Origin of the sequence: Chimaeribacter californicus, from assembly GCF_002858675.1 — a bacterium.
In the GTDB taxonomy this organism is placed as follows: Bacteria; Pseudomonadota; Gammaproteobacteria; order Enterobacterales; family Enterobacteriaceae; genus Chimaeribacter; species Chimaeribacter californicus.
Genome location: NZ_PJZF01000002.1, coordinates 247,109 through 262,192, shown reverse-complemented (window position 1 = coordinate 262,192; position 15,084 = coordinate 247,109). Strand labels below are relative to the sequence as shown.

Here is a 15,084-nt window from a genome sequence, read left to right as displayed (position 1 = left end):
CACGTTAACAGATTGGTGATAAACACTTCGTAGAATGCCGGGTTCAGTCACACTTTATCGATTATTCCTATGCTTTTAATGATGATTAATGGGGGCAATTAATATTAAATATCTATGAAAAAATAAAAGTATATCCGTTTGATTTATAAAAATTTGATGCGCATAAATAAACCAATGTTATAACTTAAAGTTTTTTAATCATGAAGCTGATAATTCTGCCTATTAGCCGGAGAAAATGCGCCTGCCTTTTATGTTAATGTACTGTAAAATTAGCGTAACTGGCCAGCATCACACCGGCAAGGTAAAGTAATGAACGTTTCTCTTTTTTTGGTCTGTTGAGTCTGCCATGCAACTGCATATTATTTTAGTTTCACCTGCCCGCCCCGAAAATGTCGGCGCGGCAGCCCGCGCCATGAAGACGATGGGGTTCACGTCACTGCGTATTGTTGACAGCAACGCCCACCAGCAGCCGGAGGCGGCCTGGGTCGCCCACGGCTCCACGGAGATCCTGGACAATGCCCGGCACTACCCCACTCTGGAGGCCGCACTGGCGGACATTGACCTGACGATCGCCACCACGGCGCGCAGCCGCTCGCACTATCACTACTACTGCACACCACAGGAGCTTCAGGCGCAGCTGGAGGAAAAGCAGCAGTGGATCCACCACGCGGCGCTGGTGTTTGGCCGTGAGGATTCCGGGCTGACCAACGAGGAACTGGCGCTGGCGGATCTGCTGACCGGTGTGCCGATGCAGGCGGATTACCCATCGCTGAACCTGGGGCAGGCGGTGATGGTCTACTGCTACCAACTTTCTGCCCTGCATCAGCAGGCGCAGGCGGTAGCCCCCGCCGCTGAGCCGGGACAACTGGCCGCATTGCGACGCCGGGCGCTGTATCTGTTGCCGCAACTGGGCTGTGAGCAGGACCATAAAATGGTGGACTGGATCAACCAGCGGCTGGGCAGTGTGTCACAGCGCGACACCGCGATGCTGCATCGTCTGTTGCATGACATTGAAAAAAAACTCGCTGACTGAGTGCTGAGGATTCTTCTGCCCGGCGCGTATCAGGCAGTGCGATCGTCTGCATGGTCTGCACGCATAAAGCGATATGCTGGATGAAGCGTATTTTTGCAGTGAGAACGGTTTGCAGGCCACGTCGCGGTTTCCGGCCCCGCCGGGAGAAATAATTTGACTTGCAAGGGCGATTGCTTTAGCTAATAGGGGAGACAGATAAATCGGACAGACAGACTCCATGCGACACATCAGCCTGAACACCACAATTATTACCACCACCGATACCACAGGTAACGGGGCGGGCTGACGCGTACAGGAAAAAATAAGAAAAAAGCCCGCACCTCACAGTGCGGGCTTTTTTTTCGGCATAAATTCAGGAGAAACCAGAAATGCGAGTGCTGAAATTTGGCGGGACCTCGGTAGCGAATGCGGAACGCTTTTTGCGCGTGGCCGACATCATGGAAAGTAACGCACGTCAGGGACAAGTCGCCACCGTCCTTTCTGCACCGGCGAAGATCACCAACCACCTGGTGGCGATGGTGGAAAAGACGGTAGCAGGGCAGGATATCCAGCCAAATATCAGCGATGCCGAGCGTATTTTCTCTGAGCTGCTCACCGGGCTGGCACAGGCGCAGCCGGGCTTTGATCTGGCCGGGGTGAAAGCGTTTGTAGATCAGGAAGTCGCTCAGCTGAAGCAGAAACTGCACGGCATCGCGCTGCTGGGGCAGTGCCCTGACAGCGTCAATGCGTCGATCATCTGCCTGGGTGAGAAACTCTCCATCGCGATCATGGAGGCGGTGTTCCGCGCGAAAGGCTTCCCGGTCACGGTAATAAACCCGGTCGAGAAGCTGCTGGCGCAGGGGCACTACCTGGAGTCTACCGTGGATATCACCGAGTCCACCCTGCGGATCTCTGCGGCGGCTATCCCCGCTGACCATATCATCCTGATGGCCGGGTTTACCGCCGGTAATGAGAAGGGTGAGCTGGTGGTGCTGGGCCGCAACGGGTCAGACTACTCCGCGGCGGTGCTGGCCGCCTGCCTGCGCGCCGACTGCTGTGAAATCTGGACCGATGTTGACGGCGTCTACACCTGTGACCCGCGCACCGTACCGGACGCCCGCCTGCTGAAGTCGATGTCCTACCAGGAGGCGATGGAGCTCTCTTATTTTGGTGCCAAAGTGCTGCACCCGCGGACCATTACGCCGATTGCCCAGTTCCAGATCCCGTGCCTTATCAAAAATACTTCCAACCCGCAGGCACCGGGCACGCTGATTGGCGGTGACAGCCATGATGAGGCCAACCCGGTCAAAGGCATTACCAACCTGAACAATATGGCGATGTTCAACGTCTCCGGGCCGGGCATGAAAGGCATGGTCGGCATGGCGGCGCGCGTGTTTGCTGTGATGTCCCGCGCCGGCATCTCGGTGGTGTTGATCACCCAGTCCTCGTCGGAATACAGCATCAGCTTCTGCGTGCCGCAGAGCGACACGGCGCGTACCCGCAAAGCGCTGGAGGATGAATTTTATCTGGAGCTGAAAGATGGCCTGCTGGAACCGTTGGATGTGATGGAGCGGCTGGCGGTGATCTCAGTGGTCGGCGACGGAATGCGCACCTTGCGCGGCATCTCGGCCAAATTCTTCTCGGCGCTGGCGCGTGCCAACATCAATATTGTGGCGATTGCGCAGGGCTCCTCCGAGCGTTCTATCTCCGTGGTCGTCAATAATGATGACGCCACCACCGGCGTGCGCGTCAGCCATCAGATGCTGTTCAACACCGATCAGGTAATCGAAGTGTTTGTGATTGGCGTGGGCGGGGTCGGCGGCGCGCTGATCGAGCAGATCCACCGCCAGCAGGCGTGGCTGAAACAGAAACACATCGATTTGCGGGTCTGCGGCATTGCCAACTCCCGCGCGATGCTGACCAACGTGCACGGCATTGCGCTGGAGAGCTGGCGCGATGAGCTGGGTGCCGCGCAGGAGAGCTTCAACCTGGGCCGCCTGATCCGGCTGGTGAAAGAGTATCACCTGCTGAACCCGGTGATAGTGGACTGTACCTCCAGTCAGGAAGTCGCTGACCAATACGCCGATTTCCTGGCCGATGGTTTCCACGTGGTGACGCCGAACAAAAAGGCCAACACCTCGTCGATGAATTACTACCACCAGCTGCGCAAGGCCGCACAGGGCTCGCGCCGTAAGTTCCTCTACGACACCAACGTCGGGGCGGGGCTGCCGGTGATTGAAAACCTGCAAAACCTGCTCAATGCGGGCGATGAACTTACCCGCTTCTCCGGTATTCTTTCCGGCTCGCTCTCCTTTATCTTCGGTCAGCTGGACGACGGCATGTCACTCTCTGCGGCGACGTTGCAGGCAAAAGAGATGGGCTATACCGAACCGGACCCGCGTGACGACCTCTCCGGCATGGATGTGGCGCGCAAGCTGCTGATCCTGGCGCGTGAGGCCGGGTATACGCTGGAGCTGAATGAGATAGAGGTGGAGTCAGTATTGCCGCCCACCTTTGACAGCCAGGGCGACGTGGCCACCTTCCTGCAACGCCTGCCCTCGCTGGATGAGGCGTTTGCCCGCCGGGTGGCGGACGCGCGTGACGCCGGGAAAGTGCTGCGTTACGTCGGGGTGATAGAAGAGGGGCGCTGCAAAGTGAAAATCGCGGCCGTTGACGGCAACGACCCATTGTTTAAAGTGAAGAACGGTGAAAACGCCCTGGCGTTCTACAGCCGTTACTACCAGCCGCTGCCGCTGGTGCTGCGGGGTTACGGGGCCGGGAACGATGTCACGGCCGCCGGTGTCTTTGCAGATCTTTTACGCACACTGTCATGGAAGTTGGGGGTTTAATATGGTTAAGGTGTATGCACCGGCGTCAATCGGGAACGTCAGCGTAGGCTTCGATGTGCTGGGCGCGGCCGTGTCACCGGTGGACGGCACCCTGCTGGGCGACTGCGTCAGCGTTGAGGCGGCCGCCACATTCAGTCTGCGTAATGAGGGGCGTTTCGTCAGCAAACTGCCGGATGACCCGAAAGAGAATATCGTCTACCAGTGCTGGCAGCGTTTCTGCCAGGCCATCGGCCGGGAGATCCCGGTGGCGATGACGCTGGAAAAAAACATGCCGATCGGCTCCGGCCTCGGCTCCAGCGCCTGCTCCGTGGTAGCGGGGCTGATGGCGATGAATGAATTCTGTGACCGCCCGCTGGACGAAACCACCATGCTCTCCCTGATGGGTGAGCTGGAAGGGCGTATCTCCGGCAGCGTGCACTATGACAACGTGGCACCCTGCTATCTGGGCGGCCTGCAATTGATGCTGGAAGCGGACGGCATTATCAGCCAGCCGGTGCCGGCGTTTGATGACTGGTTCTGGGTGATGGCCTACCCGGGCATTAAAGTCTCCACCGCGGAGGCGCGCGCCATTCTGCCCGCCCAGTATCGCCGGCAGGACTGCATCAGCCACGGGCGTTACCTGGCAGGGTTCATCCACGCCTGCCATACCCGCCAGCCGCTGCTGGCGGCCAAATTGATGAACGATGTGATCGCCGAACCGTACCGCACACGCCTGCTGCCCGGCTTTGCCGAGGCGCGCAAAGCCGCCGGAGACATCGGTGCGCTGGCCTGCGGGATCTCCGGGTCCGGCCCGACACTGTTTGCCGTATGCAATGAGGCCGCCACCGCGAAACGCATGGCGGAATGGCTGCAAAACCATTACCTGCAAAATGATGAAGGTTTTGTTCATATATGCCGTCTGGATACCACCGGCGCACGACAATTAGGATAAGACATGAAACTCTACAACCTGAAGGATCATAACGAACAAGTCAGCTTCGCCCAGGCGGTCAAGCAGGGGCTGGGCAAACAGCAGGGGCTGTTTTTCCCGCTGGAACTGCCTGAATTTGAACTGACAGAGATCGATCGCCTGCTGGATCTGGATTTCGTTACCCGCAGCGCCCGCATCCTTTCGGCCATTATCGGCGATGAGATCCCGGCTGACACGCTGGAAGCCCGGGTACGTGAGGCCTTCGCCTTCCCGGCCCCGGTGGTCAAGGTAGAAGAGGACATCGCTGCGCTGGAGCTGTTCCACGGCCCGACGCTGGCCTTTAAAGATTTTGGCGGCCGCTTCATGGCGCAGATGCTGGCGCTGGTTTCCGGCAACCAGCCGGTCACCATTCTGACCGCCACCTCCGGCGACACCGGCGCCGCCGTTGCCCATGCGTTCTATGGCATGGAGAACGTGCGGGTCGTTATCCTCTACCCGCGCGGCAAAATCAGCCCGCTGCAAGAGAAGCTCTTCTGCACCCTGGGCGGCAACATCCACACCGTCGCGGTAGAGGGCGATTTCGATGCCTGCCAGGCGCTGGTGAAACAGGCGTTTGATGATGAAGAGCTGAAACAGCGCCTCGGCCTTAACTCTGCCAACTCCATCAATATCAGCCGCCTGCTGGCGCAGATCTGCTACTACTTCGAAGCGGTGGCCCAGCTGCCGCAAGAAGCACGCAACCAACTGGTGGTCTCAGTGCCGAGCGGCAACTTCGGCAACCTGACGGCCGGGCTGCTGGCGAAATCCCTGGGCCTGCCGGTCAAACGTTTTATTGCTGCCACCAACGCCAACGACACCGTGCCGCGCTTCCTGCAAGCGGGCGCATGGCAGCCGCAAACCACGGTGGCCACGCTGTCGAACGCGATGGACGTCAGCCAGCCAAATAACTGGCCGCGGGTAGAAGAGTTGTTCCGCCGTAAAACCTGGCAACTGAAGGAGCTGGGCTTTGGTGCGGTGAATGATGAAACCACCCGTGATACCCTGCGTGAGCTGGATGAAAAGGGATATCTTTCTGAACCGCATGCCGCCATCGCGTACCGTTTATTACGTGATCAACTGCAGGAGGGTGAATTCGGCCTGTTCCTGGGAACGGCGCACCCGGCAAAATTCAAAGAAAGTGTTGAGGCGATTCTTGGAAAAGAACTGGATTTGCCACAGGCGTTAGCCGCCCGTGCCGGGCAGGATTTATTGTCACACAACCTGCCTGCTGACTACCTGAAAATAAGAGAATTTTTACTGACAATTCCTGCATAAAATTTCCCCTCTCTCTTTTCAGAAAAAGGCCATTTTTTAATGGCCTTTTTTTATACATAAAAATTAACCAACTTTTGCCTGCCACAAACTTCGTAACTTTAAATCTTTTTAGGTGAGTTAGGCTAAGTTATTTTACCCGGAGAGGGATGTAGCGATATCTAAAGTGATAACGTGCCTAAAACGCTCATGAGGCAGCAATGAAAGAAAGACGTTCCCCGTTATTCGACTACAACCTTATCCGAATTATGGATGAGGTCATTGCCGCAGGGAGCGCGTCTAAAGCCGCAAAGCGTTTGAACCTTTCCACTTCCGCCGTCAGCCTTTCTCTGAGTCGCCTGCAAAAGCATTTTGGTCAGGAGTTGTTCATTAGGACCGGCACCGGTCTTAAGCCTACACCCTCTGCCCTGGAAATTAACCGGTCATTCAGGCAGGCTATTGATATAGTTGATAATATAATTGAAGTCTATCAAAAGGAGGAGAATCATTTAGAATTTTTGCGGATAACCGGATCAGATTTTACTGAGACCTATTACATCTCTCAATTAATTGATCAGGGATATTTACAGATAAATAATATCGTTTTTTATACCCTGATTAATCAGGATGAGTTTGAATTAACCGATAGCCTTCTGCAAAATAAAAGTGACCTGGCATTAACATTTTTGCCACTGGTTCATGAGTCAATAGTATCGGAAAAAATAAATAGCCTGCAAAAGTTTGTTGCCATTTGCCGGTCAGATCACCTGTTGGCAGCGAATCACGCCATGACGCTGGCAAACTATTATGCACTGCCACATGCAGGCCTGAATGGGGAAATCTCCGATATGGACACCACTTTATTAGGCAGCCTTATGCATATTAACCATGAGTTCCGGGGAAAGCGCAAAATTACTTATCGTTCCAACAGCTTTAACGGTATTATCAATGCTATTGAAAAGAGTGATATGATTGCGATTGTTCCTGAGGTTATTGCCCACTTTTTGATAGAAAAAGAAAAAAAGAAGTTGGCAATACTGACACTTCCTCCGGAATTAGAGCCTTACCCAGTTAATGTTTACGCTAATCATTATGTTAATTCTGCTTACCATTCAACGATTGAAACCCTGCTTTCAAAATTAAAAGCCATTTAATATTGATTTAAGTTGCCGTTAAACATTCCTCTTTTACCCTTTTGTTAAAAAATACGAGAGTAATGACTTCGCAGGTTAATCACATGTTCGCTTGAGGGAGGTCTAACATATAATTATTTTCAGCCAGGTGTCATATATAAAACGAGAGCCTGAATGATTTGCTGCCGCAGAGGCGGGGGCCTAGAATCGTTTCCAGCAAAACAACTCCCTTTTAATGACTCAACGAGGTATATATCATGAACACGACCATGGTCGAGAACTTTGCTTTTATGGAATTTGAATTACTGCTGGTCATTCTTATTATGGCATCCTGGGGCGGTATTATCCGCGTCCTGCTGCAAAAAGATGGCTTATCCAAGGAAAATCTGGTGCGTCGCTGTATTGCCCAGGTGGTTGTCTCCTGCTTTAGCGGCTTTATTCTGAGTGTGCTGGGGTTGGAACGCGGGTTAAGCTCACATATGATTATCATGATGGCGGGGCTGGGCGGGGCATTTTCCGGTACGCTGTTAACCGCGGCAGGGGAACGCATTAAAAACATCATCGGCGGCAATGCGGTAATGAGTAAATAAGAGAAGCAGTAAAAAATGGCTAAAAAGGAGAACAGGATGTTCTCCTTTTTATCACAATTAGATCAATGCCACCCGTGTGCTTATCCAGCCATAAATGAACGCTTCATTCTTCTCCCTTTTCTCTACCAATTCCAGGTAGTAATTTCCCTGACTGCAATTCATTGAGGTTATTAACACGTTCTCACCGTGCGGGGCCCTTTTTTTAAGGAAGCTTGTCAGCGCGGAGAACGATTTTGAGCCTAACCTGCCATCTACCGTAATATCGGGGTAATATTTTTGTTGGTTGTTAAATGCATTCAGCCAACGCTGCAACCATTTAACCGGGAGAGTTGTCCCGATATTCGTTCCTGTGTCACACAGCTCCAGCGCGAGGATCGGCGCTATGTCATGCACCTTGTCAAACCCCGGTGCCCGCCAGTAGTCATCCTCCAGAATCATATAGGCTTTTTCTTTAGAGAGGTGTTTCATATCCCCCATGTAGCCATGCTTACGGGCGACCTCTTCAGTGATGCCCCAGCATGTCGGGCCACCCTTATCATGAGGGTGATCAACATAATGTCCTTCTCTTTCTATGATGCTATTAATCACAGGGTTGGTAAACATAAGGTTTCCCCTTGTTCATATTCGTCTAATACAGGAAGAACAGGGTGCCGAGCGCAATTAAAAACAGAATCAGGGCACCGCTGGTCAGATAAAGGCCTTTCCGGTGATAAACCACTTCCGGCGCTTTTTCTATTTTCTCTATCTGTACCGTGTCATTGACCCGGATGCCGGAGCGCGGAACGGTAATAAAAAAGTCATCCAGCCCCAGGGTTTTGAGATCTTTGCGGATTAAATAGAGCGTTTGGGTCAGACTCGCATCACTTGCAAATTGGCTGCGTTTTCCCCAGAGCGCCTGTGAAAGCGAGGATTTTTCAATCACGTCTTCATTGGCATGTTCAATGATATAGCTGAGGCAGCGAGCCCGCATGGACGTGAGCTTTATAATGACATCACTGTCTACTAATTTCAGTTCTTTAGCATTCTCATTGAAAATACACATCTTATTCAGAAGATAGTTGCTCATCATATTAAGCTCTCTTATGTGTTACGTTCATTGCAGGAACGGGTGGACTTTTAAAAGCGTAATTGCGTTTGCACAATAATCTAGTTCTGAGAGGGGTAAAACATTGTCGTTTATTTTATTCTGTGGAGCACTTCAATAAAAACCACCCTTTTTAAGTTTTACTAAAAACCCTTTTGAGTTTTACTCAAATTATATTTTTTTAGCCCGATTTATCGCGATAATTATGTTTTTGGGCGTAACATAATATGTCAGCCTAAGAACAGGAAAATTAATGTTTCCTTCGGGGCTGATAGGTAAATGATGTCGGGGAAATGCGGTCTGGCAATGATGGTGAGCGGATTTTTGTTTTCTCAATACATGTGGGAAACTTTATTATCTGGGTGAGTGATTGTTCACATAATAAATTTGATGTGGTGTGATTTGTTTTCGTGGCGCGCAGAGCGAAAAATAACGTCCACAGCGCAATGCTGTTTGATGTTTTCTCACACTACATAAGGTAAATAAAATGGCGACAAGTAAACTTATTCAGTCTGATGATCTGACAGATCAGTCCTATAAGATGGATGGTTTTGACCCGGCAACCGAAACGATTAAATACAGCACCACCTCAGCCAGGGTTACTAAACCCGTTTACAATAAATATAATACGACGAATAAACCTAAAGTATTCGGTTATTATACGGATTGGTCACAGTATGACGGCCGGTTACAGAGTGGAGGATCCACAGGGATTGCAGCGCGTGGCCGTGGGTATGACTTAGCGAATGTTTCCCCCACTGCCTATGACAAAATTATTTTAGGGTTTATCGGTATTGTTGGTGACCAGGGTGAAAAGCGACAAACTGTGGCTAATGCGGCGCAGCAAGCCAATAAAAAAGAGAATGAAGTCGCTTTCCTTGATCCATGGGGTGATTTTGCGTCATCGACCAACTGCGGGCTGGATAATCCGGGCTGGGTGGAGCTGTCTTTGACCTCATTGACTCAGGCCAATGCTAAAGGGGTAGTAGGCGGGTTACGCGATCTGCAGAAAAAAGCCAAGGCACAGGGGCATACCCTGGTGCTTTCCCTGAGCATCGGCGGCTGGACGTTGAGTAATGGTTTTCACAATATGTCGAAAACTGCGGCGGGGCGCAGCACCTTTGCCAAAAGCACTGCCAGCCTGTTTAAACGTTTCCCGATGTTCAGCGAAGTGGATATTGACTGGGAGTATCCGAACAATGCGGGGAACGGTAACCCACACGGCCCGGAAGATGGCCCAAATTACGCCTTACTGATTGCGGAGCTGAAAAAAGAGTTCGCCGCCATCAATCGTTCTGATGTGAAAATCAGTATCGCCAGTTCTGCGGTGGTCAGCGTTCTTGGCCATTCTAATGTCAAAGCTTTGCTGAATGCCGGGCTCTACTCCATCAACGTCATGACCTATGACTTTTTCGGTACGCCATGGGCAGAGACGCTGGCTCACCATACCAATTTGCATGCGTTGAAAAAGGGTGAACTGGGAGTCGACACCATCGTCGATTACCTGATTGCCGAAGGTTTCCCAAGTGACCGTATCAATGTCGGGTATGCAGCCTATACCCGCAATGGGCAGAACGCCCAGATTGATAGCTTCTCCCCGCTGAAAGGCAGCTATAAACCCGAGGAAGGCAAAACCACCACCGGATCGTTTGAGAGCGGCACCACCGAATGGTATGACCTGATCTATAACTATATCGATCTGGAAAACCAGCGTGGCCGCAACGGTTTTGATGTGTATACCGATCAGGTGGCGAATGCCGATTACCTGTATAACAAAAAAACCAAACTCTTTATGTCGTGCGAAACGCCGCGCTCGGTGAAAGCCAAGGGCGAATACGTGACCAAAAAAGGGCTGGGCGCGCTGTTTACCTGGACTATCGACCAGGATAACGGCGTGCTGGTCAACGCTGCGCGTGAAGGTTTGGGGTGCAGCATCAGTAAAAAAGTGATCGATATGTCCCCGTTCTATTTCGAGGGCATCAACGTCAGCGGCACCGTGCCGGATGAGCCAGAGCAGGACGAAGAGGAAACCGGCGCTGAGAACCGTGCACCGGTGGCGGCGATTGATCTTCAGGTGGAAGGTGGCTCGAGAGTGCGCCTGAGCGGGGCGGGTTCCCACGATCCGGATGATGATGAGATCACCTACCTGTGGACGGTTCCGGCCGCGGTCGCCGTGGCGGACAAAACCGCTTCGACGCTGGAATTCACCGTACCGAACGTGGTGGATAAGGCGAGCTTCACCTTCTCTCTGGAAGTGACCGACAGCAAAAACGCCAGCTCAACGCTGGAGACCTTTGTCCTGACGGTGGTCGCTGCCGGGTTTGAGGAAGAAGAAACCGAAGAAGAGGAAGAAACCCCGGTCACGCCGGCCGAACCGGAAACCCCTGCCGAACCGGAAACCCCCGCCGAACCGGAAACCCCGGCCGGGGCCGCCCCTTATGCCCTGTGGGAAAAAACCAAGGCTTACAGCGGTGGGGAAACCGTCAGTTGGAAAGGCACCAACTACCAGGCCTCCTGGTGGACCCAGGGTGATGAACCGGGCACCGCGCGAGGCACCGGTTCCGGCCTTCCATGGGTGGCGAAAGGCACCTACTAAGTGCATACTTTTATGCGTACATCTTCAGCCGGGCATCTGCCCGGCTTTTTCTTTCTCTCTATTTCACATCCTGCTGGGCCTATTTCGCATCCTGCTGGGCGCGGGTAAACACGTATTCATTGCCCTGCGAGCGCGCCTCATCAAAGCGATAGCCTTCCAGATCAAACGCTTTGATCTGTTCTGGTTGCGTCAGCTGCCGGGTGATAATAAAGCGGCTCATCAGCCCGCGCGCCTTTTTGGCATAGAAGCTGATCACTTTATAACTGCCGTTTTTCTCATCCAAAAACACCGGCTTCACGATGTCCGCCTGCAAATTTTTCGTTTTCACTGCCCGGAAATACTCATCCGACGCCAGGTTCACCACCACATTATCCCCTTGTGCAGCAACCGCTGAGTTCAGCGACTGTGTGATGATCTCCCCCCAGAAGGCGTAGAGATCTTTGCCGCGCGGGTTATCCAATTTCGTGCCCATCTCCAGCCGGTAAGGTTGCATCAGATCCAGCGGGCGCAGCAGCCCATACAGGCCGGAAAGCATCCGCAGATGCTGCTGGGCAAAGTCGAACTCCTGTTCGCTGAAGGTGTGTGCTTCCAGCCCGGTATAGACATCGCCTTTAAACGCCAGCAGTGCCTGACGGGCATTGTCCGGCGTGAAGGCCGGCGTCCAGTTCTGGAAACGGCCGGCGTTGAGGTCAGCCAGCTTGTCACTGATGCTCATCAGGCTGGCAATCTGCGCTGGGGTGAGCGCCCGGCAGCGTTCGATCAACATCTGGCTGTGGTCCAGCAGCGCCGGCTGGGTATAACGGGTTGTCGCCAGCGGGCTTTCATAATCCAGCGTTTTGGCGGGTGAAATAATCATCAACATAACGGGCGATCCTCTGTTTTCCGGGCGCTACTTTACCAAATGCCTGCGTAAAAAGGGGCGATGAGTTTGATAGGGCGCGCCATGTCAGCCTTCGCGCTCCCAGATGCCGGGCGTGAGCTGTTTGCGCAGGGCCGGGAAGTGGGCGGCATTAAATACCGGCTCCCGGCCAATCTGGCGCTGGCGGTGATAATCTTTGATAACCGTGAACGCCACCCCGGAGAGCAGCAGCAATGCGGTGAGGTTGGTGAGGGTCATCAGCGCCGTGGCGATGGTCGCCAGCGGGTAGATCCACCCGGCATCCCACATAATGCCCGCCGCAGCCGCCAGCAGCACCAGCGCGCGCAACAGAACCAGGCCTGCCGGGCGCTGGCGGGTCAAAAACAGCAGGTTATTTTCGGTATACGCGTAGTTGGCGAGCATGGCGGTAAAGGCAAACAGGAAGACCACCAGCGTCACCACCGGGGCGCCCCACAGCCCGGAAAACGCCGCAAAAGCCTCTGCCGTCAGGGTGATGCCGTGTGCCGGGTGGTCACGCCCCGGGGAACCGGCCAGCAGCATAATCATGGCCGTGGCACTGGAGATCATCAGGGTGTCCACTACCACGCCGAGCATCTGCATATACCCCTGGGAAACCGGGTGCGACGGCACCGGCTGGGCAGAAGCCGCTGCATTGGGCGCGGTGCCGAGCCCCGCCTCATTAGAGAACATCCCGCGCTGGGCACCCTGGGTCATCGCCTGGGAGATGCCGTAACCCATGGCCCCCGCTGCGGCTTGCTCGGTACCGAACGCGCCACGGAAAACGGCGAGGAACACCTGCGGCAAGGCAGAAAGATGGGTCGCCATTGCCCAGAGGGTCAGGGCCAGGTAGAGCAACAGAATCAGCGGCACCAGCAGGGCACAGCAGCGGGCAATGCGCGGCAACCCGCCCGACAGCACCAGGCCGCCGGGCAGCAACAGGCCCAGCGCCAGCAGCAGGGGAGGGCAGTGCAGGGCATAACGGTTCGCTGCCGCCACCGCGCCCGCCTGCACGGTGTTAAACGCGAAACCAAAAGCAAAAATCAGCAGCAGCGCGAAAACCACCCCCAGCCAGCGCATCCCCAGCCCTTTTTCCATATAGCAGGCAGGGCCACCGCGCAGCTGGCCGCGGCTGTCACGGGTTTTATAGAGTTGGGCCAGCGTGCTCTCCACCAGCGCAGTGATCATACTCAGCCAGGTCATTACCCACATCCAGAAAATGGCACCCGGCCCGCCGGTATTGATCGCCACGGCTACCCCGGCGAGGTTACCTGCCCCGACGCGTGCGGCCAGCGTCAGGCACAACGCCTGCCAGGCGGAGAGGCTGCCCGGCAGGCGCGTACGGCTCTGCTTCAGCACCCGGAACATCTCCGGCAAGTGGCGCAGCGGCAAGCCGCCGGTGCGGTAGGTAAAATAGAGACCGGCACCGATCAGCAGATAAATAAGAATGGAGTCCCAGAGCAGGGCGTTAAGAAAATCCATCAGTTCTGTCATGAAGGCCCTCATTGCGGGCGGGCGTATGCGCGACCCGGCCATGGTGTTAACGTGGCATCGGTAAAAACCTGACGTTCACCGCGACTTTACCACGAACCGTACGGCGCTGCCTGTCAGAACCATTGGCCGGATCTGCTTGAATTCCGGTGCCATTTTTGCCGGGTGGCGAGGTGTAGGAATGGGTGAGGTTTTCGCCCAGATCGTGCCTTGCGCGGCCTCTGTTGCATGGTATTATCAGGCAACGGCAAGGCCGCCCGGCCTCCATGAATACCCATCCTATGAGAAAAGCCAACATGACCAATAAACTGACTGCCCTGCGCCAGCTGACTACCGTGGTTGCGGATACCGGCGACATCGCAGCGATGAAGCTTTATCAGCCGCAAGATGCTACCACTAACCCTTCCCTGATTCTGAACGCCGCTCAAATCCCTGAATACCGCAAACTGATTGAAGAAGCCATTGCCTGGGCCCGTGACCAGAGCAACGATCACGATCAGCAAATCATGGATGCGTCCGACAAGCTGGCCGTGAACATCGGCCTTGAAATCCTGAAGCTGATCCCAGGCCGGATCTCCACCGAAGTGGATGCGCGTCTCTCTTATGACACCGAGGCGAGCGTGGCCAAGGCCAAGCGCCTGATGAAACTCTACAACGATGCGGGCATCAGCAACGATCGTATCCTGATCAAACTGGCCTCCACCTGGCAGGGCATCCGTGCTGCTGAGCAACTGGAAAAATCCGGCATCAACTGTAACCTGACGCTGCTGTTCTCCTTCGCCCAGGCGCGCGCCTGTGCCGAAGCCGGTGCCTACCTGATCTCCCCGTTCGTCGGCCGTATCCTCGACTGGTACAAAGCCAACGGTGAGAAAAAAGAGTTCGAATCCCAGGAAGATCCGGGTGTGGTGTCCGTGACCGAAATCTACAAATATTACAAAGAGCATGGCTACGACACCGTGGTGATGGGTGCCAGCTTCCGTAATATCGGTGAGATCATCGAACTGGCCGGCTGTGACCGCCTGACCATCGCCCCGGCGCTGCTGAAAGAGCTGGCGGAAAGCGAAGGCACGCTGGAGCGTAAACTCTCCTACACCGGTGAGATCAAGGATCGCCCGCAACCGCTGACCGAGTCTGAGTTCTACTGGCAGCACAACAGCGACCCGATGGCCGTGGAAAAACTCACGGACGGCATCCGCAAATTCGCCGCGGATCAGGAAAAACTGGAAAAAATGATCGCTGACCTGCTGTAAGG

13 protein-coding genes and 1 other annotated feature are annotated in these 15,084 nt (G+C 54.3%); of the genes, 9 read left to right on the top strand and 4 right to left on the bottom strand.

All coding sequences use genetic code 11. The features are described from left to right. Positions 1-346 precede the first annotated feature (346 nt). From CYR55_RS04175 to CYR55_RS04145, 7 genes are all read left to right on the top strand, one after another. A complete protein-coding gene (locus tag CYR55_RS04175; protein ID WP_101814896.1) occupies positions 347-1,033 on the top strand; it encodes a tRNA/rRNA methyltransferase in 687 nt (228 codons plus the stop codon). 217 nt (positions 1,034-1,250) lie between these two features. Next, on the top strand, positions 1,251-1,319 hold the full coding sequence (thrL, locus tag CYR55_RS04170; RefSeq protein WP_101815025.1) for a thr operon leader peptide: 69 nt from the start codon (positions 1,251-1,253) through the stop codon (positions 1,317-1,319). Then, positions 1,258-1,376: a sequence feature (Thr leader region), on the top strand. Its footprint overlaps the gene before it by 62 nt. Positions 1,377-1,401: 25 nt before the next feature. After that, positions 1,402-3,861, top strand: a complete 2,460-nt coding sequence (gene thrA, locus CYR55_RS04165; protein WP_101814895.1) for a bifunctional aspartate kinase/homoserine dehydrogenase I — start codon at positions 1,402-1,404, stop codon at positions 3,859-3,861. A 1-nt stretch (position 3,862) separates the two neighbouring features. Next, positions 3,863-4,792, top strand: coding sequence for a homoserine kinase (gene thrB, locus CYR55_RS04160; RefSeq protein ID WP_101814894.1), 930 nt, complete (start codon positions 3,863-3,865; stop codon positions 4,790-4,792). A 3-nt stretch (positions 4,793-4,795) separates the two neighbouring features. Then, the gene (gene thrC, locus CYR55_RS04155; RefSeq protein WP_101814893.1) at positions 4,796-6,085 is read left to right on the top strand and encodes a threonine synthase; all 1,290 of its coding nucleotides are present in this window, start codon (positions 4,796-4,798) and stop codon (positions 6,083-6,085) included. A gap of 197 nt (positions 6,086-6,282) precedes the next feature. Continuing rightward, complete coding sequence (locus CYR55_RS04150) at positions 6,283-7,215, top strand: LysR family transcriptional regulator (protein WP_101814892.1); 933 nt, start codon at positions 6,283-6,285, stop codon at positions 7,213-7,215. Positions 7,216-7,451: 236 nt separating this feature from the next. Continuing rightward, positions 7,452-7,784 carry a phage holin family protein gene (locus tag CYR55_RS04145; protein WP_101814891.1) on the top strand — a complete coding sequence of 111 codons (333 nt, stop codon included), beginning with the start codon at positions 7,452-7,454 and terminating at the stop codon, positions 7,782-7,784. A 57-nt stretch (positions 7,785-7,841) separates the two neighbouring features. On the opposite strand, the gene CYR55_RS04140 is transcribed toward CYR55_RS04145, so the two are convergent. Both CYR55_RS04140 and CYR55_RS04135 read right to left on the bottom strand, forming a co-directional pair. Continuing rightward, positions 7,842-8,387, bottom strand: a complete 546-nt coding sequence (locus tag CYR55_RS04140; RefSeq protein ID WP_101814890.1) for a glycoside hydrolase family 108 protein — start codon at positions 8,385-8,387, stop codon at positions 7,842-7,844. A 25-nt stretch (positions 8,388-8,412) separates the two neighbouring features. Continuing rightward, on the bottom strand, positions 8,413-8,853 hold the full coding sequence (locus tag CYR55_RS04135; RefSeq protein ID WP_241522074.1) for a winged helix-turn-helix domain-containing protein: 441 nt from the start codon (positions 8,851-8,853) through the stop codon (positions 8,413-8,415). Positions 8,854-9,355: 502 nt separating this feature from the next. Between CYR55_RS04135 and CYR55_RS04130 the strand changes: the two genes are divergently transcribed. Continuing rightward, the gene (locus tag CYR55_RS04130; RefSeq protein ID WP_101814889.1) at positions 9,356-11,464 is read left to right on the top strand and encodes a glycoside hydrolase family 18 protein; all 2,109 of its coding nucleotides are present in this window, start codon (positions 9,356-9,358) and stop codon (positions 11,462-11,464) included. 79 nt (positions 11,465-11,543) lie between these two features. Here CYR55_RS04130 and yaaA read toward each other — a convergent pair whose 3' ends face one another. Beyond that, positions 11,544-12,326, bottom strand: a complete 783-nt coding sequence (gene yaaA, locus CYR55_RS04125; protein WP_101814888.1) for a peroxide stress protein YaaA — start codon at positions 12,324-12,326, stop codon at positions 11,544-11,546. Between the two features lie 84 nt (positions 12,327-12,410). Next, on the bottom strand, positions 12,411-13,835 hold the full coding sequence (locus CYR55_RS04120; RefSeq protein WP_101814887.1) for an alanine/glycine:cation symporter family protein: 1,425 nt from the start codon (positions 13,833-13,835) through the stop codon (positions 12,411-12,413). A gap of 293 nt (positions 13,836-14,128) precedes the next feature. On the opposite strand from CYR55_RS04120, the gene tal reads away from it, so the two are divergent. Beyond that, positions 14,129-15,082, top strand: a complete 954-nt coding sequence (gene tal, locus CYR55_RS04115) for a transaldolase (protein ID WP_101815023.1) — start codon at positions 14,129-14,131, stop codon at positions 15,080-15,082. Positions 15,083-15,084 lie beyond the last annotated feature (2 nt).

Coding starts and splice junctions, on each gene's coding strand:
- CYR55_RS04175 (WP_101814896.1), top strand. CDS start 347: ATGCAACTGCATATTATTTTAGTTTCACCTGCCCGCCCCGAAAATGTC.
- thrA (WP_101814895.1), top strand. CDS start 1,402: ATGCGAGTGCTGAAATTTGGCGGGACCTCGGTAGCGAATGCGGAACGC.
- thrB (WP_101814894.1), top strand. CDS start 3,863: ATGGTTAAGGTGTATGCACCGGCGTCAATCGGGAACGTCAGCGTAGGC.
- thrC (WP_101814893.1), top strand. CDS start 4,796: ATGAAACTCTACAACCTGAAGGATCATAACGAACAAGTCAGCTTCGCC.
- CYR55_RS04150 (WP_101814892.1), top strand. CDS start 6,283: ATGAAAGAAAGACGTTCCCCGTTATTCGACTACAACCTTATCCGAATT.
- CYR55_RS04145 (WP_101814891.1), top strand. CDS start 7,452: ATGAACACGACCATGGTCGAGAACTTTGCTTTTATGGAATTTGAATTA.
- CYR55_RS04140 (WP_101814890.1), bottom strand. CDS start 8,387: ATGTTTACCAACCCTGTGATTAATAGCATCATAGAAAGAGAAGGACAT.
- CYR55_RS04135 (WP_241522074.1), bottom strand. CDS start 8,853: ATGATGAGCAACTATCTTCTGAATAAGATGTGTATTTTCAATGAGAAT.
- CYR55_RS04130 (WP_101814889.1), top strand. CDS start 9,356: ATGGCGACAAGTAAACTTATTCAGTCTGATGATCTGACAGATCAGTCC.
- yaaA (WP_101814888.1), bottom strand. CDS start 12,326: ATGTTGATGATTATTTCACCCGCCAAAACGCTGGATTATGAAAGCCCG.
- CYR55_RS04120 (WP_101814887.1), bottom strand. CDS start 13,835: ATGACAGAACTGATGGATTTTCTTAACGCCCTGCTCTGGGACTCCATT.
- tal (WP_101815023.1), top strand. CDS start 14,129: ATGACCAATAAACTGACTGCCCTGCGCCAGCTGACTACCGTGGTTGCG.